Below are 24151 nucleotides of genomic sequence, written 5' to 3' on the forward strand. Positions count from 1 at the left end.
TGCAAACAGATTTGCGTTCGTTTTTTAAATGGTATAGTATCCACGTCGTATTTTGCTGCTTACAGGGAGCTTGTGTAGTTGACGTCGAGCTATTCGCCGACCGACGCGACTGTGCAATGTTCATGTTTTTTTGGGTAGAAGAATTCTGAAATAACTAGTTATTGTGAAATAACGCCGATGTAGCTCAGTTGGTAGAGCACCTGACTTGTAATCAGGGGGTCGCGAGTTCGATTCCTGCCGTCGGCACCAAAGAATATAAGGGTTCCAGCATTTTAGCTGGAACCCTTTTTTCGTTTCACCCCAACATCATCCCAACACTTTTTTCCTTCCCTTGTGTCGGATGTTTCGTGGCGCATTTACAATTGCCGTATTTGAGCGAAATCTACCGCTTCTGTTTAGACCTGCGTTAGCAAGGCGGGATAGGACGATGCAGTTTGGGGGGGGGCTGCTCTTGTGAGCTTTTTAATTTCATAAGTGTAAGAAGCCCCCCGTTATTAAATGTTTCTTCACCAGTAATATCTCAGACGCATTCAAGCGGGATGCCGTGTTTGTCAAAAATATGGCGAAGCACTGTCAATAGACTGCTTTGTTGCTTGCATGAGCAAACCAGTCCCTATCATGTACAAAACCACCAACTGACCAAGCTATCACGCAGCTTTGAAATCGCGTGGCGCACAGATGATTGGGTTTGATCCAAAGTTCAAATTGGTTGTCGAAGCAAGGGGTAAGTGAGTTCGGCCCCCTTCTCTCAGTGACGTGGCAATTTAGTTTTACCTCACCATCAAATGCCTATTGGGTCTCGCATTGCGCTAGGCAACTGGCATGTAGAAAGCTTATTGCGGTTCGCCAATATAGATTGGAAAGTCCTCGATTCCACCACGATTTCACGTCGACAAAAAACATTCAAAGTCATCATTTAGCGCGACACAGCCTAGGTGGTTTGCATTGATTGCTGGATCGCACCGGAATCAAAATACTGGGTGAAGGGGGGGGGCAGAATATAGTCGGCAATAGTGCAAAGTTCACCTAGGCATCGATGCAGAAACCCTTGAGTCACCAATCATAAAATGGGCGATGCGCCCATCCTGCCAGAGTTGTTAAATCAGATCCTCGAAGCCGAGACAATTGCTGCGGTCTATGGCGCTTATGACGCGAAGGAGTGCCATAACGCGGTGCGGCGGCGGTCATCCCAACGCGGAAAAATGCGCAATTTAGGAATGAAAATACGACAGAAGCGAGGGGCAGAAATGCTGTCTTGAAGGCGCTCCTAGGGTTGGGCGATCTGGTCAAAATGGTCAGGCTATGATCGCCTCAGCTTGGCAGAAACCAAAATGTGCTGCTTCAAATTATGGGGTGAGCGGGTGATGGCGCGGTGTTTGATCGCCATATGGCGGAGCTGCAAGTGCGTGCCGCGTGTAACAACGCTTATCAGAGGTAATAGATAGAAAGCAAAGAAAATATTAATAGGTAAAGGGCGATCTCCTTTGTAGTTAATGAACCGTTTTTGAATATGATCGTTTTTTGTAAGTAATTATATTATTTATTGTGTTTAATCAATAAAGCTACTTGTTTTTCATATTGTTGTTTATGAATTTTGGTCATTCCTATTGGATAACACTTAAATATGTTTTCTTTATCATGGCTTTGTATTTCAGGTTGGCATGCTTGGATTTATTCTGGTGTTTTGTCGGATATCGGAGGTCGTAATGAGGGAAATAAATAGGAGTACACAAGAGCCCGCAATAAATCATTCTCTTACTATAAAGCAATGCAAGAATGAAGCTGCTCCTATTGTGCGTCAAAATTCGGCCACATTGCCTGTTGAGTTAAGTGCGGTTCATGCCGTGTCTATTCCTCAGGTCATTAGAGCTGAACCAGCAATGCTGATTAATGATAAAGCTCGTATTCAACGAGATGTATTGTTGCAAGCTTTAAAGGGTATGGAGCGCACCCTGATGCAGCAATCTTATCCCTTGCCTCCAAATATCAAGCGTAGTTTTTTATTTTTGCGTGGGTCAACGAGTCAAACCTTACAAACCAAACCGCAGATTGAGCTCATATCACTTATTAAAGAGCTACATTCTAAAAGCGAGCAGGTGCTTGATATTAAAGAGTGTGCAATGTTATCGCTGCAAATGGAGCGATTGGCTCGCTTATTGCCTGTAAAAGGTTTTTTGCCGGAATTAAGCCAGCGCTTGGGTGTATTAGGGTGTGCTGCTTGGGCTGAGCAGGCAAGAGAGGTAGCTGAGCAGCAATTGTTGCATCAGTTTAAAGCTTTTGATCAACCAGGCACGAGTCGTGATCGGCGGGGAGGCGTGTCGGTGGGGGCCGGATTTGGGCTGGGTGGAGGGGCGAAAGCGAAGGTTGGCTTAGACTTTTTGTGGGCTAAAGGGATGGACAACGATGATGAGGGTTTCGTTTTTCAGAATAAGTCCTTTTCGTTGGCTGCCAGTGCAGGGGCCAAGCTTGGATTGAGTGGTGTTGCAACGGTAGGCGCGAGCCTTAAAGGCAAAACACAGGTGCTTCACTTTCGTGAATATAGTAGTGCTAAAGCGTTTGTTCATATGAATGCAGATCAATTGCAGCATGCATCGCGCCGTGAAACGTTGAAACAAGGATCTCGCACCATTATTGGTGCTTTATTAAAGCTGATTGGTAAAGTGCATGGTAATGAGCTGCAGGCTTATAAGCAGCTGCAGCTGCAAGTAGTGAATCAGCAACAAAGACTTTCAGTGCTGTTGGGTATGGTAGGGACTCCGACTTATTCAGAAGGCCTACCTGGCCCCTCGCAGCAACAAGCAGGAACAGGCAATGTTTATAGCGTAAAGGGGAGCGCGGGGGTGCGAGCTGATATGGATGCGGTTCGTGCAGGGGCTGGCGCTCAAATAAATATAGAAAAGATTATGATTCAGGCGGAATCGCAAACGCCATTTTGGGACAAGCTTAAAGATGGGGATGGCAAGGTGGCTGTGGATGAGACGATTGCTCACCAGCGCCTAAATTCACTAAATGAAAAGTGTCTAAGTATGTTAGGTGAGGATAGAAACCGTAAACCCCTATCCCGGTTATTAGCGTTAGCTGATGCGTCTGCAGAAAATATAAGTGATATTGATGAAGTAAATAACTTGCCCGTTAAGACACTGCATCAAACGCTTCATGTTTTGGAGGCCGAATTTGATCATTACTGTGCCGTAATTCAGCAGCGGGATATGAGTAAACCTCATTTAAAAGTGAATGTGATTGAGGATTCTATTGCAAGTAGTTGGCAAGGAAAGGGGAGAGAAGAGGTATTTGCCAATATGGCACTGTGTCATGCTGTGCTGGGTAGCGCTCTGCTAAAAAAGCAACAGCCAATGGATGATGTTAATCGTCTTGTCGCTCGGCTTCATAAACCACCCGTTAAGCATAATTCAGCTCGTTTGCTACAGCTCTCTAGTTTTTGCGACAAGCTTAATTTAGAAATTCGTGATCGCAGTTATGTGCTTGATATTGGGGGGGGTATGGGGGCTTTGGGGGTGAAAGTAGAAGCCTCATTAACCGAACGTGAGCGAATTCATCACAATCCAGTGCGAGATGGTGAATACAAAGACTTGCGTATTACTGTGAGTGGTAGTTTGGGAAAAGCTTTGCCCTTAGATGGGCTATTAGCGGATTTACTGCCTGCATTACAGGCCCAAGGGCTGGGCGCTGCTGATCTTGAAAGTATGACTGCTGGGCTAGGGCCAGAATTGAGCGCGGGAACGACGTTGTTGTTACGTTTTTATAAACCGCGTTATCAAATGCTCAAGGAGTTTCCTGCAGAGGCTGCAGCTTATCGTTTGCAATTCTTGCGTGTGAGCCAGTCTTGGGATGTAGCGATGGCCTTGTCAGGAAGCGTACCCGTACAGCCAGGGGTAAGTGCAGAACTAGGCCTGACGCTAGGGGAGAGCGGTTCTACTGTTTTGCTGGAGCGCTGGGGAAGTAAAACTTTGAGCGGGCCAATGATGCACTATTTTCATTTGCGCCAAGTAGAAGAGTTGGATGAACGCTGGAAGACTTTATGCACAGCGCAGCATGAACCATTACAAAAACTCTTTAGCCAGCTAGCTGATCCAAATAGCCCTGTGCATGCTGAAGCTGCATATTTTCTGCGGCAGCAAGAACAAGAGGGTGAATTAACACTAACAAATCAATTTTTCTCCGCGATGACACAATTTAAACAAACAGATGTACATTCCTTTAACTTGGCTAAAGATGCCTTGGATGCTTTTTTAGAGCGCCAATATCCGCTATGGCAGCTGCAAAAAGGTTCGTCATCTGTTATTCAAGAACAGCAGCTGAAATATTAGTTTATTAAATTAACCTAATTAATCCCAATTGTTCAATTCCATCAACGAAACACAATGAATCTAAACCGAGTCATTTTTGTTGGAGCCAAACACTGCAAACAATAAAACAATAACCGCACGCAAGAACGCTGTGGAATTCCCGAAATATTTGTTTTAAAAACAAAAGTTAATTTATCAATGGCCCAGTCAACTTTTTTGCAGAGTGCGCATAGCCCACAGGCCGAGCGTTTGCTGGGTATTGATTATAATTTCGCGAAAGCCGATAAGATGTGATTAGTCTATTTTTATCCTGTTTAGTGCAGCTCAATTACAAACAAAAGTAAAGGAGCGAATTCTGAAAGCGTGCTGATCCATCATAAGAAATGATGAATCCTTTTTACCCATAATTGAGCCTTATTATGACAATTTCAGCACCATCAAATGCCCCTTATCAATCAATAAGGGCGATGTGGGAACCGAAAGCTACCGCCCTTCCCGAACAAAAAGCACAGCGCCTCACGGGTTCACTCGTTACATTGCGCTCCTCACCTAAAGAATTATCTGTACCAGAAAAAACCATCTCTGAGCAGCTAAAAGACACGCTATCAGCTACAAAAAAAACCAGCAAACCTCCCGTGGGTGAGAATATACAAAGGCTAATGGACAACAAAGCATTCAAAGATGCATTAGAAAACACAGCAGGGAAAAAAACGCCTAAAAAAATGCCTGTTACTGTCCATGCGTTGCAAAAAGTACCGTCTGCCACTGCCGAAACCACCCAAGCTACGACTACCTTGGCAGCAAGCAATTCGATTAATCAGAGTGCGCCATTTCTGCAAGCGCCACCTCCACCTCCTCCGATGCCCCCAGTAACAAAACCTGTTGCTGGCGAGACTAGACAGTGGGCCACAATTATTCCGGCAGGGAAAGATCAGATTCAAACATTACTTGATGTCAATAAATCTACTCGTAAGAATATTGTTAAAAGAGATGACAAAGAAGTATCTATGATGAGCGAATTACAAGAAATCTTATCTAAACGTCAGCGGTCCTCTACCCTATCCGACTAACTATTTTCGCTGTCTCGTGGGGTGGGCTGATTGTTTAACTGGCTGAAGTCGCTCGTGAATTCGATAATTAGCCCCAATCGGAAGTTCTTTGACCTTATGCCGATATAGCGTCTTTTGCCATTGGCAGGTCGCTCATACGGTTATTTTAAATGGTCATCTGGCACTGTCGTACAGGTACCTAGGTGCAAGCAGCTATGCGATGAAGCGGGCATGAAGCTTTTGCATGTAATCACTTTCAAATAAGTTTGTTTCTTACTTTTTTATCACGCTTATTAAAGCAATCCTGCTCTTCGTTGAGTAAGAGGCATGATTAGGAAAATTAAATAAGCCCATTTAGGTGGAAGCAAAACTTATAGTGTTGTGCTTGCTTAAAATAAATGAAGGAGGAATATTATTAATTTATATATTTCTGCTTTAGTTAATGCATTGTAAATATTAATATTTTTATGAAGTGGTTAAACTGTATTGGAAGGTTAAGATGAAAGTTGATAACGATAATTTTGCAATAAATAGCCAATATTCTAAATATTCAGAAACTGGTGGTATTAGTAAAACGATAAATAAAAGTATTGCTGTGAGTCGTATTGCTAATATAAGTAATTCTGCATACAAGATATTTAATTCCATTGATTTGGCTGTGCCGCAGTCATTTTTTAAAAAGAGTAATACGTGCACAGGTAATACATTAAGGAGTAGACCTCATGAAATGGAGTTTATTTCAAAAATTAAGCATGATGAGAATTTTAATAATAATAGTAAAACATTGAAAGAATCTTGGGCTGCTGCATTGATTTTGAAAAATCCTAGGGTATTTAGTGATACTGTAAATAAAGTATTGAAGAAGATTGATAGTTTTTATCCATTAGGTATGGGGTTATCTGCTGGTGAACAAGATTTCAAAACACGAATGGGCGATGATGTTAGTAAGATAGGTCAATTTGCGCGCATAGAGAGAAATGAAATAGCATCTATTTTTAAAAATGAATGTGATGACTCAGTCACATTTACTAAGAAAATATTATTAGTAAAAGCTTTTGGGGCATTTTTAATAGATTTTGTCCTGAAAAAACCAGATTTTTATGGTTTTTTGAATGCAGGCAATAATGATTTATCATCTACTATTTCTTCATCTCTAAAAAAATACAAAATAGATGAGTTCTTTGATGTGCGTGGGCGTACAGGAAATATTAAATATACTCCACGTAACGATTTAGGAATTACTGATGAAAAACAGTTAAATAGTTTTACTGCGGAAATGAAGGATTTTCTGCTTATGCCGGATCTTGCTCATGATCGTCCTTTGTTTAGAACTCGCCTTCAGGACAAATCTGCGAGCAGAGGAGGAATAGAGCTATCTCCATTTGTTAATAGTCAGTTTGATGAAGATAATCCACTTATTGGTGCTATATCAGGCTCCACCTGTTGCATCATGGTGGCTGCAAATGTTCTTTGCCCTGATTTATCTGAAAATGAGAAAAATGACTTAGCAATTGCAGCAGTAGCCCTACTTGTTGGTGGTGGCTACCATTCTGTTAATGAAGTTTTATCTGTTGCTTCACCGAATATGAATTTACAGGAAGAAATAAAGGCCAGAATGTCAGAAGCAGGAGAAATGGGGGCTTATATTCGTGCAAAATCATTATTGGATCATGAATTAGTTAATTAAAGAATTTAAATTAACTTAAAAGGTGCCTCTCTTTATTTGAAGGATATTTAGTTTTATTGCTAAAGCTATTAATTGATATTTCGCTTAATATAGAGGATATTAAAATTTTTTTAGCTAGTTAATTTTGAAAAATGCATATTGAAGTAGAATTATTTATAGAGTTGCAAACTGATTGGTGCTAAAAAAATCTTTTTTTCTGTGCTGAGATAATTTAAATAGGAAACATCTTAGTTTATTTAAGATGAGTTTTGTTTTATCGCATTAATATCTTCGGGGGTATCTGTTATTTGAGAATAAGAAATGAAGTGGTAATTTGTTAGATAAGGGGGGGGGTGAAGTTTTTATTGATCACATGAAGTGATAAAACTGTTATTTGAGGGATTTTTTATGGTTTTACCTACAGGGGGCTTTTGCTCCAATATTTCTCACCCTGTATCTGCTGAGATCCCCGTTCAAGCTATTGCAAGTCCAATTTCAGCATGTTTGCGGCGAGTGGGAAATGAGGTGTTCACTGAGGCCGCCTCCCCAATTAAAGAAAAAGGGGAGGGGCGTATTGTCTCGATTAAGGAGGTTGTTCGGCAAATCCTAGAGAACATTCAGCAGAAAAGACAACAAGGAAAGCCGGTGATTATTTTCATTGCTGGGCCATCTGCATCTGGTAAATCGGCTTTGACTAGTAGTTTGCAACAAGAGGGGCTGATTTTTCAGTCAGTTAAGACAGATCATTTTTTGAAATCATTTTCTGAGTTGAGCATGCTTCCACAAAATCAAGGACTTCCGGTTTCAGCTTGGCCGATTGTTCATGGACATGAAGATTCGTTTAATCGAGATACCGCAGATAATTTGCTGCAAGCAATATCAACTGGATGCTCGTTTAATTATTCAGTCCCTGCTGAGTATCGTGAAGGTGTGATGGTGGGGGGGTATTTACGCGGAGAGCGAGATATTAACGGGCCAAGCCGACTAATCAAAGTACCCGTTTGCGATACATATTTGATTGAAGGTATTTGCACTCCACATTTGATGCAGGGTAGGGAGGAAAACCATATTTTTGTGCAGTTGGATTGTGATTTTAATGAAACGGTTAAGCGCAGGGCGGGGCGGGGTCATGATGGAGCGATACCTGCCGAGGAAAGGAAGAAGGAAGATTTTGGTCAATACCAAGCCTTTCAGAATGCCATTGATAGATTGGATCAGATAGTAAAGCCAGATATTCATTTGGATTCATCGGGTATGAGTGAGGGGAATTTCTATCAGAAAGATGTTGCTGTGTCTTTACCCTTAAAACGAGTTAGCAATTTGGTAATCCCCCCACAAAAATCAGCTCTTTTTTAAGTCGATTTTCTCGCAATTTTTGAGGAGCTTCTACATGAAATTGGTGGGTAATTAATAAGGCCAGATTATGGCGATTTTAAAACCGGCCGAAGCGGGATCTACGGTGCCTAGCCTGTGCCGTGAGTACTGCATGAGTTTTGCTTTTTTTTATAAGTGGCGTGCTAAGTTTTGTGGCATGAACGCCTCGATCATGACGCGTGTTAAATTGCTAAAGATATCAAAACGAAGGTGAATTTGAATACGCCCTCATGTGAGCTTCTTAAAGACTTTGGGAAAATCTACTTAAAATGAGCTGGCTTTGTGAGTGGATTACCCTATTCACTTAATTGGTAAGCTGATGATCATTTTTTGCAAGGTGAAAGTATTTTTGTTAGGTAAGATTTATCATCTTATCTAGGAAGTAGTTTATGAAAATCAATGGTTTAAGCTCATCTGACGTGTCAGTTCAGCCTATTGTAGGTAGCTCTGCGGCAAAGGAAGTGAGCTTTGCTCAACAATACCCTAAAGAAAATTTCACTGCCGTACCACAAAAAATTCACATGGTCTGGATTGGGTCACCTTTAGGGAATGAACAGAAACAGTCTTTGCTAGGTTGGGCGAATATGAACCCTAAGGCAGAAGTTAATTTGTGGGTGGACTCGCTGCATTTTTCTGCTTATGAAGAAAATAAAAAAGTAATGGGAGAAGTTAGAGATATATTCAAAGATGCTAAGTCATTTAACGGAAAGTCATTTAATTCTGATTCATTTAAAACGGAATTATTTAAAACTGAAAAATTACTTAGAGGGCTTGTCAATCAGTTAAAGAAGACCGTTAATCAAGGAGAAAATACCAAAGAAAATACTCAACAACAGGCTCTTATAGAGATAAATAAGGAGATAAGTAGTCATCCTGATTTAAAGCACATCGGAATAGTTACGGTTGAAAATTCCATGCAAGTTATTCAAACTATTCAAGCCTTGATGAAAGAGAATGATGAAAATTTTCTAAAGGCGGATGCTTTAATTTTAAATCAAACAGTTAAAGCTTGGGATGGGATAGAAAATAAAGAGCGTGATATCGGTACTTTAGATGAAATTAAAAATTTATTTAAAAATCATAAAAATATTTTTATTCGTGATTTAAATTGCATCAATGATATTTATGAATTTAAAAATAAAAACGCTTATCAGCATGAAATTATCGGGCGCAATGGAGCTTACCCTGCGGCTTCAGACATTGCTCGCTATGAAATTTTGCATCAGGAGGGGGGAGTCTACGCAGACATTGATCTTGAATGCATACAAGCATTTGGTGAGGATCTAAAATCTCATCCAGATTTACTTTTAGTAGGGTTGGCTGAAGGAAAAGCTGAGGCTTCTGGTAACGACACTCCTTACTTTGCAAATGCTTTATTGGCTACTCTTCCTAAAAGTAAGATGCTATCTAGCTTTATTGATCATATAGGTCAAGAGTACGAAAGTTTAAATGGCAGTGAGTTTGCCGGCGCTCGATATTTTGAACGTCCAAATAAAAGTACTATTGAACGAACAGGGCCCAATGCCTTGCGTGAGCATATTGGTGGTTTCATTGCGAAAGCTGCTGGTCAGTCAAAAGCTTATGATGCTCTATCATTGGCAGAACGAATTTGGGACAAAGATCAACCACAAAATGATGCGTTTTGGTCAGCCATGGAGAGTCATTTAAAATTTCCTATGGGTTATGTGAATTTTGAAACTGAAGAGCAGCAAAATAGTGCAACTAAAGATATGGCTTAATAAGTAATTATATAAGTAATAATCTAATTGGTTTGGTTTAAATGTTTCTATTAACGTGGGGATGGTTTATTAAATTATCTCCCTTGAAATATTTTTCAGAGAGCATGTATTAAATATTGAATTATTGCGTATTGGAATGAAAAAATTAGATAGATAAGTGTTTACATGGTTTCCTTTTAATTTAAATGTCTATTCATCAGTGTGAGCTATAAACAAGTAGGGATTTAAAATGAAAGAACCAGTATACAGAGGGGTAGATAATAATTTCAAAGAGGATTAGGCAGTACAAATCATCAAGTAGCTTGCCATAACTGACTTTTCAATTTTTTTGATAACGCCGCCTGCGAATGCGGCGTTTTTTTTGCTTAGATATTCAAGCCAGCATCAGATTTTCATCAGGATTCCATTGGGAGGTCCGGCGATACTCCGTCCATCTTCTCTGAGGCCTGCCGTATGTGCAGTGATGGCGATGAGCGAAAACGAGATGTTGAATAGCGCTTTTACTTTGGAGGTGGGTTTTAGTACTCAGGTTCAGGCTCAAGCGCTTTGGTGGATGGAGTGTGGTGACGCTGGCTGCTCGTTAAGGTTATCTGGTGACGGGCAGATCATGCCCATTGTTTTACCTGCTGCTTGGCGTGGCGTATTGGTTTTAGATCGCCTGAGTTTAGAGGTAATAGAGGGCGCTGCACGTTGTCAAGAGGTGCGTTTGCTTGTGCTGGCCAAATTACAGGCTTTTATTGATGAGTCTCAGAATATAGAGCCACCAGTCGCGGATGTATTGCGGTGGGCCTATATACCGCTGACGGATGCTTCGCCCTTTGAGGGGAGGCGTGCTGTTGAAGGATGGTTACTTGGACAATCCTTACTTGGGCATGAAAGCTCTTTGCAGCTGGTTACTTTGTTACGGCGTACCGAGTGCTATTGGCTGATCCGTTTTTTGTTGGCGGAGTCGTTAGCAGGGGGAAAGGTGCAAGATTTGGGCGAGCGTTATGGGGTGTCGTGCTCACACTTTCGACGCTTGTGTCGTAGCGCGTTAGGGCATGCGGCCAAAACTGAGCTGCGAGATTGGCGAATGGCGCGTTCATTGCTAGAAGCGGCACAAAGCCGAAAAAGTTTAACCGAAATAGCTTTAAGCAACGGTTATGCATCGTCTTCGCATTTTTCCAATGAGATCCGAGTGCTGCTTGGTGTTTCTCCACGTGAGTTGTCCAATATTATGAATGATGCCATCAAATGAAGCAGAGTCAGTTATGCAGTCAATTAGTGTGTGGTGCTTTGTTGTTAGCTTTGGGGCAGCAGGCTGTTAGTGCAACGGCTTTGCCGGTAGAGCGGGGAGTTGAGCAACATGGGTATGTGGCAAAGCAAGATGGTTTAAGAACCTTTTTCGATGCTATTTCTTCTCGCTTAAAGAAGCCAATTATTTTAAGTAAATTGGCTGTACGTAAGCAGGTGAGTGGTGAGTTTGATTTGGTGAATCCTCAGGCCTTGCTTGAGCAAATGACACAGCAGTTGGGCCTGATTTGGTATCACGATGGGCAAACTATCTATGTTTATGATGCGAGTGAAACCCGCAACTCCGTGGTTGCACTGCGCAATCTTTCTTTAAGCTCTTTTAATGCTTTTCTACGTAAAAGTGGGCTTTATGATCGACGATATCCACTGCGGGGTGATGAGCGAAGCGGGACATTTTATGTGTCGGGTCCGCCGGTTTATGTCGATTTGGTATTGAGCGCAGCAAAGTTTATGGATAGTCAGCGGAGTGAAATTGACGGGGGGCGGCTGAAGATTGGTGTGGTCCGACTGAATAACACTTTTGTTGGTGATCGAAGTTATGAATTACGTGACCAGAAAATTACGATTCCTGGCATGGCCTCGGTCATTATAAGCCTGTTGCAAGATGAGAAAAGCAGCGTCGATATCCTTGCAGCTAAGCCTGTGGGCGCCGTTGCACCATCCATGCCTGATTTTCCTACGGTTAATAAGCTTGAAGAGCCAGTGCCTTATAAGTCTCCAATGAGCCTGCCAGATGCGCTGAAACATGCGCCATCAGCGGGCAATATTCGCGTGATTGCAAATCCTGATACAAATAGTCTCTTGGTAAAAGGCACTGCCGAACAGGTGCGTTTTATTGAAAATTTAGTGGCCGAGCTGGATGTGGCTAAGCGGCATGTTGAATTGTCTTTATGGATTATTGATCTGCAAAAAGATGATTTGGATCAGTTGGGCGTGAATTGGCAGGGGAGTTTAGGGGTTGGCAATCAGCTAGGTGTTTCTTTTAATAATCCAGGCTCTTTTAGTACCTTGGATGGGACACGTTTTATGGCCTCTATTTTGGCTTTGAGTCAGGATAAAAAAGCCAATGTAGTTTCTCGCCCCGTGGTGTTGACTCAGGAAAATGTACCTGCGCTTTTTGATAATAGCCGAACCTTTTATACACAGTTAATTGGCGAGCGCAGCGTTGAGTTACAGCATGTGACTTACGGCACCCTTGTGAATGTGCTTCCTCGTTTTTCTGCGGATGGCCAAATTGAGATGTCACTGAATATTGAAGATGGCAGTGAGGTTCCACAAGGAGATTCCGAGACCAAAACGGTCTTGCCCACTGTTGGCCGCACTCGGATTAGTACGGTGGCCCGTGTGCCTAAAGATAAAAGCTTACTGATTGGCGGTTATACACGTGATGCAAGTACGGACGATTTCGGAAAAATTCCTCTATTAGGTGAGCTTCCTTTTGTGGGGGATTTGTTCCGTTATCAACAGCGAAACAGCTCGAACTTAGTGCGTGTATTTTTAATTCAACCTCGTCAGATTGAGGAGCCCGCTGAGCGCGATGCCAGTGATCTGGCTGCAGGCGTAATCAGTCAAGCTGATTCAAATTCAGCGCAACAGGCGGTACGCAAATACATGGACCGTAGTAATGGAGATCAATAGTCATTCTATTTCACTCTCTGGGCCGCGTTTAGCAAGGCATCAGGCCAAGCTGAATGAGAAGCAAGAGGCGGGTAAAAAACAAGTTACTCCGCAGAGTGACAGTCAACAGGAGGTGGACAACACCCCTGCCGACCAAGTGCAAAAGTTTGTTGATTCTTCGGATGAAATGGCGGCTTTAGCCACTCAGTTTCGAAGCCGCCGTGAGCTTGAAGCAAAGAAAGGACTTTCTGAAAGTTTTGAGCGAGTTCTGGACGAGGATGTGCTGCCCAAGGTGGTGCAGATTATGCAAGTGGCTCAGATGGATGGAGTGTCACCTGAGGAGCTGTTTCGGCAAGCTCAGCAGTTGTTTCCTGATGATAGTGATTTGGCCTTGGTTTTGCGTGAAATCTTACGTCGCAAGCAAATGGAAGAGGTCGTTCGCAAACGCCTGCAAGCATTACTGAAGCATGTAGAAGAGCAGGCTGAACCCAAAAAGCTAAAAAGCGGCATTAATTGTGCTTTGAAGGCTCGTTTGTTTGGGAAAGCACTGGATTTAAGCCCTGCTCTGTTGCGCGCAAGTTATCGTCAGTTTCTAGAAAATGAGGGTGGGGAAGTTGATGTCTACCAAAATTGGATCAGTAGTTATGGGTATCAGCGCAGGGCTTTGGTATTGGATTTCATGGAAGGGGCTTTGGTCACGGATATGCATGCGCAAGATCCTAGTTGCTCACGGGAAGAGTTTAACAATTTGTTGGGCAAACTAGGCCAGCTGAAATTGCTGCGTTCCAGTGATGTGTTGTTTATTAAGCGGCTACTGGGTAGTCCAGTTGTATGCAGCATTAATGATAGTGAGCCAGCTTGGTTACTCTTTATGTTGTCCTTATTTCAAGATCCGCTTCGGATTGATGAACTACTGCTAGATGTTGTGGGGGAAAGCGTTTTGCTTCATCGCCATGCCCAGCGCTCTTCTTTATTGCAAGTACTGTATCAGGCTTGTAAATCGTTGCCAGTCGTATTGTTTGCTGATCCGGACGATGTAACTCCATTACTTAACGAATTTGAAAGGCTGGCCACAGTGGCTCATCGTCTCGAGCAGGTTGAGCGTAGGCGGTCTACATGATGGCAGTTTCTCGTTTACTGATCTCAATGGATAGATAAAGTGCTGAATAATTTGTTGTACGGTATACGTTCGCGCCCAGAGCTGTTGATTCTGCTTTTGATGGTGATGATCATCGCCATGCTGGTGATCCCCTTACCAACTTATTTAGTCGATTTCTTGATCGGCTTGAATATTGTGATCGCGATGTTGGTGTTTATGGGCTCGTTTTATATCGAGCGTATTTTGCATTTCTCCACTTTCCCCGCCGTTTTGCTGATTACCACTTTATTTCGGCTTGCTTTGTCGATTAGTACCAGTCGCTTGATTTTACTTGAGGCCGATGCTGGTGAAATTGTCGCGACCTTTGGCCAGTTTGTTATTGGAGATAGCTTGCCGGTCGGTTTTGTTATTTTTGCTATCGTGACCGTGGTGCAGTTCATTGTTATTACCAAGGGCTCTGAACGGGTGGCCGAAGTGGCTGCTCGCTTCTCGCTTGATGGGATGCCCGGTAAACAAATGAGCATCGATGGTGATTTACGGGCAGGGGTGATTGATGCGGATGGCGCGCGTGAACGGCGCAGTGTATTAGAGCGTGAAAGCCAGCTTTATGGCTCATTTGATGGAGCCATGAAGTTTATTAAAGGCGACGCGATCGCTGGCATCATCATTATTTTCGTCAACTTTATTGGCGGTATTGCGGTAGGGATGAGCCAGCATGGGATGGACTTCTCTACCGCATTATCTACATACACCATTCTAACGATTGGTGATGGCCTAGTGGCTCAGCTCCCAGCGCTACTGATCGCCATTAGTGCTGGTTTTATTGTTACTCGCGTAAGTGGTGAGGGTGACAATATGGGCCGCAATATCATGAGTCAGCTCTTAGGTAAGCCCTTTGTGTTGATTGTGACGGCGATGCTGGCGCTGGCTGTAGGGATGCTGCCGGGTTTCCCTTTTATGGTGTTCTTTATTTTGGCTGTCTTGTTGGGGGGATTGTTTTATCACAAGCAAAGAGAAGCTAAGTTAGGAAGCAAACCCGCTGCTTCTGCCCCTAGAAAGGAAGGTGCTGCTGCAGTTTCTGGTGAGAGTAATGCACTAGGGGGGAGTGAGCTTTGCCTGATTGATAACCTAGATCAGATTGCTGCTGAAACGGTGCCCTTGGTTTTATTGGTGCCTAAAGCGCGGTATGCCTTATTGAATAAAGGGCAGCTTGCTGAGCGCTTACGTAGCCAATTTTTCTTGGACTTTGGCGTCAGTTTACCTGCACTGCTGATGCGCTCATCCGATGAGCTTGAAGATAACCGAGCTGTTTTACTGATTAATGAGATTCGTGCTGAAGAGTTCTTTGTGCAGTTTGACTTGCTACGCGTGGTCAATTATTCCGAAGAAATTGAGCAGCTTGGTATTCATATCGTGCCGGTAGGAGAAAGCGTCTGGGTTGATGCGGAGAGTAAAGAAACTTTACAAAAGTTGGGCTACCAGCTGCGTCCGGCTATTGATGAGTTATACCAATGCTTTGCAACCTTACTTGCTCATCATGTGAATGAGTATTTTGGTGTGCAGGAAACCAAGCAAATGCTGGATTTATTAGAAGGGAAATACCCTGACTTATTAAAAGAGGTATTACGCCATGCCACAGTTCAGCGAATTGCGGAGGTATTGCAGCGTTTGTTATCTGAACGTATTTCTATTCGCAATATGAAGTTGATTATGGAATCCCTCGCGCACTGGGCTCCGCGTGAGAAGGATGTGATTGTACTCGTTGAACATGTGCGTGGTTCGCTTGCTCGTTATATTTGCCACAAGTTTTCGGTGGGAAATGAGTTGAGAGCCATCGTGGTTTCTGCGGAGATAGAAGATGTGGTTCGTAAAGGGATTCGTCAGACCTCGAATGGCTCGTTCCTAAACTTGGAGCCTGCTGATTCTGAAGAGTTAATGGATGCTTTTGCTGTTGCTTTGGATGGATTAAGCATTGCACATAAAGATCTGGTGTTGCTGGCATCGGTAGATGTGCGGCGTTTTATTAAGAAACTCATTGAAACTCGCTTTCGTGATCTTGAAGTGGTGTCGTTTGGTGAGATATCCGACAGCGTATCGGTTAACGTCATTAAGTCTATTTAAATAGAAGGTAAATACTATGTTTGCTGTTGATATCTCCACCCTAGTTCGTGATGCATTAAAAGAAAATGGGTGTGAACAAATGTTGCAGGGTGACTTAGATAGTCATTCAACAATCGCGCTCGATCTTCATCGTTTACCTAGTATTTATATTACTAACAAAGATGGGGAAGTTTGGTTGTGGTCGCAGTTGATTGAGCATAACGACAATGTCTTTGATCAATGTTCAACACGTTTATTGAATGTGTTGATGCAGGGCTGCAGTTTTGTGCGTGGAGAGCAATTGCAGCTGGCGGTGAATGATGGCTATTTAGAGTTAAGAGGCTTACTGCAAGCAAATTCTTTACGCGATGGGCAAAGTTTCTCTGAGGCACTTGATGGTTATCTTGAGCTGCTGGAACGCTTTGTTGAGGCTGTGCAGTAATGAAGCCTTTACGACTCTTGCGCCGTCAAGCCAATCCATTGCGTTTGTCTGGCCCGATTGTCGAAGCAGTTTTGCCTGGGGTGGTTGTAGGGGAAATCTGTGAGATATACCGGAGCTGGCAGGATTCTTCATGTGTCGCTCGTGCTCAAGTGCTTGGTTTTAATCAAGAACGCACAATTCTGAGTTTAATTGGCAATGCTCAAGGTTTGTCCCGTGAGCTGGTATTGCAGCCTACAGGGGCAGGCTTACAAGTTGAGGTGGGCGATTTCTTACTAGGTTCTGTGCTAGACCCCTCGGGCAAGATGGTCGAGCGTTTTGTTGAAGCATCCAATGGCAGAAGGGAGTGGCGCTCTATTGAGGCGACTCCGCCAAGCTATGCAGAGCGGGTAGGGATACAACAGCCTTTTGTTTCAGGTGTAAGGGCCATTGATGGCTTGCTTACCTGTGGCGATGGGCAACGGGTAGGTATTTTTGCATCAGCAGGCTGTGGAAAAACAATGCTGATGAATATGCTCATCGAGCAGGCAGATGCCGATGTATTTGTGATTGGCTTAATTGGTGAGCGGGGGCGCGAGGTGACCGAGTTTACCGAGGAGTTACGCCGATCAGGCCGCCATCATCAGTGCGTCTTGGTTTACGCCACCTCGGATTTTTCTTCTCTGGATCGTTGTAATGCAGCGCTATTGGCGACAACGGTTGCGGAGTATTTCCGCGATCAGGGCAAAAATGTAGTGCTTTTCCTTGATTCAATCACCCGATATGCACGGGCTTTACGTGATGTGGCCTTGGCTGCCGGGCAAGCACCGGCACGCCGTGGCTATCCCGCATCGGTATTTGATTCCTTACCCAGATTGCTGGAGCGCCCAGGTCAAACTCAGAAAGGCTGTATGACGGCTTTTTATACGGTGCTATTAGAAAGTGACGATGAGCCTGATCCTATTGCGGATGAAATTCGTTCTATTTTGGATGGTCATATTTATCTTAGCCGTAAGTTAGCAGCACAAAATCATTATCCGGCGATTGATGTTTTACGCAGTGTCAGCCGAGTGGCTGGGCGGGTAAGTAGTCCAGAGCATCAGCGCCTAGCGAGCGAGCTAAGGGGCGTATTAGCAAGGTTGGAAGATTTGCAGGTGTTTCTTGATTTGGGTGAATACAAAGCTGGAGAGAATGCAGAAAACGATCGTGCAATCAATAAACGCTCTGCGATACAAAGCTGGTTACGCCAGCCCTTAGATGAAGGGAGTTCATTTGAAATGACCTTGCGAGCGATGCATGAGATTGCTGCATAAGTTAACGGGCTTATTACGGCGTTGTGTGGTGAGCCAGCAGCGTTGTGATACGCGGCTCGCTCAATTGATTCAGCAGTGGCAGGTATTGTCTGCGGAGCTAGATGGCTTAGATGCACAGCGTAGTGCAATAAAACAGCTATTGCATTCGAAGCGGCCACAGGGCTGCGTTATGAATCGTGGTGAGTTATTTGCGATGCAACGTCGTTTGGCGGTGTTACGGCGGCAATTACATCTGCTTGATTTTCAAGAAGGCAGAGTGCGCGAACAGCAGCAGCTTCTGCAAACAGAAAAAGAGGCTGTTTTATTGCAGCGTCAGTACTGGCTACGCAAGCAGGATAAGTACGAACGCTGGGGAAAAATACAGCAACAAGCATGGCGTTTGTATCAATTACGCCAGGAAGATTCTGAGGCGCAGGAGCGAGTGACATGGGGCAAATAGTAGCGACAGCAGGGATAAAAACTGGGGCCGTTGTTGTTTCGGAACCAAGTAGTTTATTAAGTGAGTTTGCTACTCAGCTTGGTAAACAGAAGAAGAAAAAAGGCTTAGAGGTAGCAGGTGAAGCTGTAGTACCCCCTCCTCCCATTTTAGTCGATGAAAAACCCTTGGCACTGCATCTGGGGACCAAAACGGTGAATAAGCTACAGGCGCAAGGTGAAGTGCATGGGCAGAAAAACGGCGCTTCTAGTGCAAGAGTAGATCATCCATTACGCAGTTTAGTAAGAGAGTCTGGATCACAGGCTATAGCAGATGGTATGTCGGTATTAAATGGCCAGCAGTTAAAGACGGGCAAGTCTCGTGAGCGCTTTAGTGCTGATTCCTTGGTGGGTGAGGCTAATAAAGCAGCGGCACGCCCATCCGATATTTTAGCCCCATCGCTTCCCTTTCAGGCAGTGGCTGACCTTGCAAGTATGCAGGCTTTAAATGATCAGCCGCTCAAGACGGGTAAGCCGCGTGTGCGCCCTGTCTCTGATTCCTTGCAGGGCGAGGGCAACAAAATTTGTGCATCTTCATCAGAAGTTTCAGATGGAGTATTTCGCGCTTCAACAGTGAGCACAGCTAGCGAAGTAATTTCACACTCATTAGCAGCCGTTGCCCCAGAGGGGGCAATGGCTGCCGAGCAGGGAGCGCCATTGAGGAGTGCGAAAGTCGCTACTCCAGATATGGGCAAAGATCATTTGCTATCTAAGCAAGAGCAGATGCTTGCAGCATCCTTTGTCAAGGATGAAGGAAGTTTTGTATCACGGGCACCTGCTGAGGAAGCCCATAGTGCATCTTCATCAGAAGTTTCAGATGGGGAGTTTCGCGCTTCAACAGAGAGCACAGCCAGTAAAGTAATTTCACCCCCATTAGCAGCCGTTGACCCAGAGAGGGTAATGACTACCGAGCAGGGAGCGCCATTGAAGAGTGCGAAAGTCACTACTCCAGATACGGACGAAGATCATTTGCTATCTGAGCAAGAGCAGATGCTTGCAGCATCCTTTGCCAAGGGTGAAAAAAGTTTTATATCACGGGAGCCTGCTAAGGAAGCCCATATTGCAAATCTTCGTGCAAAGAGTGAGGACGTTCTCAGCCAAGGAGCGAGCGATGTTGCAGTAGCAGATCAACAGCCTGATGGCCAGATGCTCTATCGTTTTAATCGCTGGGGAGATGGACACTCAGTCCGTATTCAGGCGCAGTCGCAAGAAGGAAATCTGCAGCTTGAATTGCAACCCTCCAATACCTTTGTGCAGGATCGTTTGCACCATCACTTGCAACACATCGATAACACTGAGCATTGGACCTTATTGGGTGATTCTGAGCAGCAAAAAGATCAGCAACAGAGCCAAGACCCGCAGGATAAGGAAAACGAGTGAATGCATTGGGATTGCGCCAGCTAACAAGTACAGAGCAAGCGTGGCAGCAAGCGCAAAAAGGTTGGCAAGCACAAGGCATTGAGGTGAGCTTTGGCTTGCCTGATGTGGACGCATGTCATGTTTTCTCTGTTGATGGAGGACGTTGGCAAGGCCTGCTGAGTCTGCACGAATGGCTATCATGTGTTTCACCTGCTTTGGCTGAGATATTGGGCTCAACAGGTGATGATGGGCAGTTGCAGGCTCTTTTTATGGCGACCCCTCGTCCCTTGGAATTCGCCGCTACTGAGTTAGCTTACGATAGTTTACAACTTGGTCAAAAATCCCAGATACCAGCCTCAGCCATGCTGTGTTTGAAGACGCCGCAAGGGCGAGTATGGCTGACGGATATCCCTGCAGTGATGAAAGGTCAGGATAAGTTAGATCCTGCATGGCTGCTCACTTTGCCCGTGCAATTAATATTTGAAATTGGCTGCAGCAAGCTGAGCCAGCGAGCAAAAGCACGCTTGGGCGTGGGGGATGTATTGCTTATTTCTGAAGAAACGCATTGGGTTAAAAGCTGCGATGTGAGGATAGGCCGCTATTGGCAAAATGAGGATGGAATCATGATTGAAAGAGAAGACGAGGCACATCTTGCTACGCCTACTGAAATCCCAGATTTACTGGCAGAGCTGCCGCTACGTTTGGAATTTATTTTGCAGCAAAGTACGGTCAGTCTGTCCGAGCTAGGCGATTTATATCTTGGACAATTACTGCCCTTACTTCCAGATGCGGAGAAGCAGATTGAAGTGAAGACCAATGGCGTATTGATTGCGCGTGGCGAGTTAGTTCTGGTGGATGGTCGTTTGGGAGTGGAGCTGTTAGAGATACAGCAAGAGGTTTTGCATGTCGAATGACATCTCGATGATTGCGCTGCTCGCGTTTTCTACGCTGCTGCCGTTTCTGATTGCCTCTGGGACGTGTTTTATTAAGTTCTCTATCGTATTTGTGATGGTACGCAATGCCTTGGGGCTGCAACAAGTGCCATCAAATATGACGTTGAATGGCATTGCTCTACTTTTATCTATGTTTGTTATGACGCCAGTAATGAAAGATGCATATGAAGTTTATCGTGACGACAATATCAACTTTAGCAGTGTTGAGTCGGTTAGCTATTTTGCAGAAAACGGGTTGGATAGCTATCGCGGTTATTTAAAAAAATATGCAGATCCAGAGCTGACTCGTTTCTTTGAAAAAGCACAGGCAGACCGTGCAACGCGGGATGGCGAAGTGGTTGCCATCGATGATAAGCCCTCCATTTTGGCCTTATTACCTGCTTATGCGCTGAGTGAGATCAAGAGCGCTTTTAAAATTGGTTTTTATCTGTATCTCCCCTTTGTGGTCGTCGATATGGTGATCTCCTGCATATTACTTGCGCTGGGGATGATGATGATGAGCCCGGTGACCATTTCTGTGCCAATTAAACTGGTGTTGTTTGTTGCGCTTGATGGCTGGACTCTGCTCTCCAAAGGGCTTGTGTTGCAATACTTAGACCTTGCAACGTAGACAATCTGGCCTAACAGGGGAAAGAAAATGAATGATCTGGTATTTGCAGGAAACCGGGCGCTGTACTTGGTGTTATTACTTTCGGCTTGGCCGATTATTGTTGCAACCGTTGTGGGCCTGTTAATTGGTTTGTTTCAAACCGTGACTCAGTTACAGGAACAAACCTTACCCTTTGGTTTTAAATTATTAAGCGTAATTCTGTGCCTGTTTCTGCTATCAGGATGGTATGGCGAAACCTTGCTCGATTTCGGTCGGGAAGTTTTCAGGATGGCGTTGGATCAACACTAGTGCAATACGGTCTCTTTTTTAATGTTCATGATTGGCTGGCCGCTGCAGCGCTAGGTTTTGCTCGAGTGGCCCCTATCTTTTTTATGCTCCCATTTTTTAATAGCAATGTGTTGACAGGCGTGATGCGTATTTCGGTTTCAATGCTTGTCGCCATGAGCTTGTGGCCTTATCCATTGGGGGGCTTGCCTGAGTTTAATTCCCTCTGGTATTTGGGCATGATTGCCAAAGAAGTCATGGTGGGCGTTTTACTTGGATGTTTACTGACTTGGCCTTTTTGGGTTTTTCATGCTTTAGGCAGCATTATCGATAACCAACGTGGCGCAACAATTAGCAGCAGTATGGATCCCGCCAATGGCGTTGACACGTCTGAATTAGCCAATTTATTTAATTTATTTGCTGCGGTGGTCTATCTGCAAGGCGGGGGCATGTCCCTGCTGCTAGAGGTGATTACCAAAAGTTATCAGCTGTGTGATCCCTTAGGAAATGGCGCCCTAGCATTGACCCCCACATTGTCAATACTGACCAAGGTAATGGCTAAAGCACTGGTATTAGCCAGCCCAGTTGTGGCTGCCTTATTACTCTCAGAGATTGCTTTGGGACTATTGTCGCGTTTTGCGCCTCAAATGAATGCATTTTCAATTTCTTTGACCATTAAAAGTGCAATTGCTTTGCTGATTTTGCTTTTATATTTCTCACCGGTATTGCCTAGCATGGTTGGCGAGCTTAGTTTGCAGCCTGAAGCGCTTTCTGTGTGGTTCCGCTAAATGTCTTCTGAAAAAACAGAAAAACCCACGTCAAAACACCTGAAAGATGCTGCAAAAAAAGGTCAGACTTTCAAAAGCCGTGATTTGATTGTCGCTTTGCTGACGATGGCAGGTGTTCTTTATATCGTGTCCGCAGCATCCTTAGTTGAGCTGATGTCGGTCTATTCGCAGTTGATTGCAGGCGGTTTTCAGCAGGATATACAAAGCTATAGCGCAGGGATTTTATGGATAGGTGTAAAGCTCATGCTGCCTATTCTTCTATTGTGTGTGGTGGCTACCGCACTGCCTTCATTATTATTCAGTGGTTTTGTGCTGGCGACCGAAGCGCTCAAGCTTAATCTTGATGCACTTAATCCTGTTAATGGCTTTAAAAAACTATTCAGCCTGAGAACAGTTAAAGACCTTATTAAGTCTTTATTGTATCTACTTAGCTTTGCTGTATCGATTTACGTGGTATGGCATAACAAGCGGGGTCTGTTATTTGCTCAACTCAGTGGTGGTCCGCTGGATATGGCTGTTATCTGGCGGGAATTGCTACTTTCCTTAGTACTTACCTGCATGGGATGCATCGTGCTTATTTTAGTGCTGGATGCGCTAGCTGAATTTTTTCTTCATATGAAAGATATGAAAATGGATAAGCAGCAGGTTAAGAGCGAGCATAAAGAGCAGGATGGTAATCCGGAGATTAAATCCAAACGGCGTGAAGTCCATCAGGAAATTCTTTCTGAGCAAATTAAATCAGATGTGAGTAATTCACGGTTTATTGTCGCGAATCCAACCCATATTGCTATTGGTATTTTTTATAAGCCGGAAATTATTGGTATCCCCTTTATTTCGCTTATTGAAACCAATCAGCGTGCATTGGCTGTTCGAGCATATGCCAAGAAAGTAGGTGTACCTGTGATTCGCAATATCTCATTAGCACGTCGTATTTTAAAGACGCATCGCCGCTACTCTTTTATTCAAGAGGGGGAAATTGAAGAAGTATTGCGTCTCTTATCTTGGCTCGATCAAGTAGAGAATGCTGACAAAAATGCATTACCTTTGGATTCCCCTTTAGACGCTCCAAAATAATTCGTATTCGAGAGTCTGCTTTGCTTAAAGAAGACTCTTAATTAAACAGATCAAAGCGCCCATGTGCGTGAGCGATTCTTGAATGTAGCAAACAATTTATTCATGTTTAATAGCTCATCAGTTCAGTAGGGCTGATGATTAAAGGAGTGAGCTAAATGCGCATTGACGACAGTGCTAGTGAAGAACGTATTGCAGAAATGATCTGGGAGACGGTAAGTAGCGGAGGAACGCTAAAAGATATCCACGGAATTTCCGACGATATGATGCAGGGTTTGTATGCGCATGCTTACGATTTTTATAATAAAGGCCGCTTAGATGAGGCAGAAACGTTCTTTCATTTTCTATGCATCTACGATTTCTACAACCCTGATTACATCATGGGTCTGGCAGCCGTTTGTCAGTTGAAAAAGCAGTTTGAAAGAGCCTTTGATCTGTATTCCGTTGCGTTTGCACTGAGTAAGGATGACTACCGAGCAGTCTTTTTTGCTGGGCAGTGTCAGCTTTTTATGCGCAAAGCGGCCAAGGCTAAGCAGTGCTTTGAGCTGGTGTGTGAACAAAGCAGCGACGAAGGGATGAAAGCGAAGGCTCAGGTGTATTTAGACACGCTTGGAAAAACGGATCTCGAGGCGACTCAAGAGCAAGACAAGGAGTAAG

The 24151-nt window shown here is 44.0% G+C and carries 19 protein-coding genes, 1 tRNA gene and 2 pseudogenes; all 22 read left to right on the forward strand.

The window, feature by feature from the left end; translation table 11 throughout:
* Positions 1-173 precede the first annotated feature (173 nt).
* The 22 genes and pseudogenes from DYD62_RS06340 to sicA all read left to right on the forward strand — a co-directional run bounded on the left by DYD62_RS06340 (position 174) and on the right by sicA (position 24150).
* Positions 174-249 (forward strand) — tRNA-Thr (locus DYD62_RS06340).
* Between the two features lie 408 nt (positions 250-657).
* Positions 658-1438: pseudogene (locus tag DYD62_RS06345) on the forward strand (IS5 family transposase).
* Between the two features lie 268 nt (positions 1439-1706).
* Positions 1707-4328 carry a hypothetical protein gene (locus DYD62_RS06350; RefSeq protein WP_132038667.1) on the forward strand — a complete coding sequence of 874 codons (2622 nt, stop codon included), beginning with the start codon at positions 1707-1709 and terminating at the stop codon, positions 4326-4328.
* 398 nt (positions 4329-4726) lie between these two features.
* The gene (locus DYD62_RS06355; RefSeq protein WP_132038668.1) at positions 4727-5377 is read left to right on the forward strand and encodes a hypothetical protein; all 651 of its coding nucleotides are present in this window, start codon (positions 4727-4729) and stop codon (positions 5375-5377) included.
* 478 nt (positions 5378-5855) lie between these two features.
* The gene (locus tag DYD62_RS06360) at positions 5856-7043 is read left to right on the forward strand and encodes a hypothetical protein (protein ID WP_115226569.1); all 1188 of its coding nucleotides are present in this window, start codon (positions 5856-5858) and stop codon (positions 7041-7043) included.
* A 357-nt stretch (positions 7044-7400) separates the two neighbouring features.
* Entirely contained in the window at positions 7401-8378 is a 978-nt protein-coding gene (locus tag DYD62_RS06365) for a type I pantothenate kinase (RefSeq protein WP_165928670.1), read from the forward strand.
* 67 nt (positions 8379-8445) lie between these two features.
* Positions 8446-8607 (forward strand): annotated as a pseudogene (locus tag DYD62_RS06370) (IS3 family transposase); the annotation flags it as partial.
* A gap of 178 nt (positions 8608-8785) precedes the next feature.
* Complete coding sequence (locus DYD62_RS06375; RefSeq protein WP_115226571.1) at positions 8786-10135, forward strand: TcdA/TcdB catalytic glycosyltransferase domain-containing protein; 1350 nt, start codon at positions 8786-8788, stop codon at positions 10133-10135.
* Positions 10136-10598: 463 nt separating this feature from the next.
* Entirely contained in the window at positions 10599-11372 is a 774-nt protein-coding gene (locus DYD62_RS06380) for a helix-turn-helix domain-containing protein (RefSeq protein ID WP_233702879.1), read from the forward strand.
* The gene (sctC, locus tag DYD62_RS06385; protein ID WP_115226572.1) at positions 11369-13066 is read left to right on the forward strand and encodes a type III secretion system outer membrane ring subunit SctC; all 1698 of its coding nucleotides are present in this window, start codon (positions 11369-11371) and stop codon (positions 13064-13066) included. Before DYD62_RS06380 ends, sctC begins: the two co-directional genes overlap by 4 nt.
* Positions 13053-14165 carry a type III secretion system gatekeeper subunit SctW gene (gene sctW, locus DYD62_RS06390; RefSeq protein WP_115226573.1) on the forward strand — a complete coding sequence of 371 codons (1113 nt, stop codon included), beginning with the start codon at positions 13053-13055 and terminating at the stop codon, positions 14163-14165. Before sctC ends, sctW begins: the two co-directional genes overlap by 14 nt.
* Positions 14166-14204: 39 nt before the next feature.
* A complete protein-coding gene (locus tag DYD62_RS06395) occupies positions 14205-16265 on the forward strand; it encodes an EscV/YscV/HrcV family type III secretion system export apparatus protein (RefSeq protein ID WP_115226574.1) in 2061 nt (686 codons plus the stop codon).
* Between the two features lie 16 nt (positions 16266-16281).
* Complete coding sequence (locus DYD62_RS06400) at positions 16282-16686, forward strand: InvB/SpaK family type III secretion system chaperone (RefSeq protein WP_115226575.1); 405 nt, start codon at positions 16282-16284, stop codon at positions 16684-16686.
* On the forward strand, positions 16686-17975 hold the full coding sequence (gene sctN / locus DYD62_RS06405; RefSeq protein WP_115226576.1) for a type III secretion system ATPase SctN: 1290 nt from the start codon (positions 16686-16688) through the stop codon (positions 17973-17975). The genes DYD62_RS06400 and sctN overlap by 1 nt, the downstream gene beginning before the upstream one ends.
* On the forward strand, positions 17959-18414 hold the full coding sequence (locus tag DYD62_RS06410; protein ID WP_115226577.1) for a SpaM family type III secretion system protein: 456 nt from the start codon (positions 17959-17961) through the stop codon (positions 18412-18414). Before sctN ends, DYD62_RS06410 begins: the two co-directional genes overlap by 17 nt.
* Complete coding sequence (locus DYD62_RS06415) at positions 18402-19829, forward strand: SpaN/EivJ family type III secretion system needle length determinant (RefSeq protein WP_115226578.1); 1428 nt, start codon at positions 18402-18404, stop codon at positions 19827-19829. Before DYD62_RS06410 ends, DYD62_RS06415 begins: the two co-directional genes overlap by 13 nt.
* Positions 19826-20722 (forward strand): FliM/FliN family flagellar motor switch protein, encoded by an 897-nt coding sequence (locus DYD62_RS06420; protein WP_115226579.1) that lies wholly within the window; start codon positions 19826-19828, stop codon positions 20720-20722. The genes DYD62_RS06415 and DYD62_RS06420 overlap by 4 nt, the downstream gene beginning before the upstream one ends.
* A complete protein-coding gene (locus tag DYD62_RS06425) occupies positions 20712-21371 on the forward strand; it encodes an EscR/YscR/HrcR family type III secretion system export apparatus protein (RefSeq protein WP_115226580.1) in 660 nt (219 codons plus the stop codon). The genes DYD62_RS06420 and DYD62_RS06425 overlap by 11 nt, the downstream gene beginning before the upstream one ends.
* Before the next feature lie 27 nt (positions 21372-21398).
* Positions 21399-21659 carry an EscS/YscS/HrcS family type III secretion system export apparatus protein gene (locus DYD62_RS06430; protein ID WP_115226581.1) on the forward strand — a complete coding sequence of 87 codons (261 nt, stop codon included), beginning with the start codon at positions 21399-21401 and terminating at the stop codon, positions 21657-21659.
* Positions 21659-22423, forward strand: a complete 765-nt coding sequence (sctT, locus tag DYD62_RS06435) for a type III secretion system export apparatus subunit SctT (protein ID WP_115226582.1) — start codon at positions 21659-21661, stop codon at positions 22421-22423. Before DYD62_RS06430 ends, sctT begins: the two co-directional genes overlap by 1 nt.
* Entirely contained in the window at positions 22424-23497 is a 1074-nt protein-coding gene (locus DYD62_RS06440) for an EscU/YscU/HrcU family type III secretion system export apparatus switch protein (protein WP_115226583.1), read from the forward strand.
* 155 nt (positions 23498-23652) lie between these two features.
* The gene (sicA, locus tag DYD62_RS06445) at positions 23653-24150 is read left to right on the forward strand and encodes a type III secretion system translocator chaperone SicA (protein WP_115226584.1); all 498 of its coding nucleotides are present in this window, start codon (positions 23653-23655) and stop codon (positions 24148-24150) included.
* The last annotated feature ends 1 nt before the right edge of the window (position 24151 follow it).

It is taken from the genome of Iodobacter fluviatilis, assembly GCF_900451195.1.
Classification (GTDB): domain Bacteria; phylum Pseudomonadota; class Gammaproteobacteria; order Burkholderiales; family Chitinibacteraceae; genus Iodobacter; species Iodobacter fluviatilis.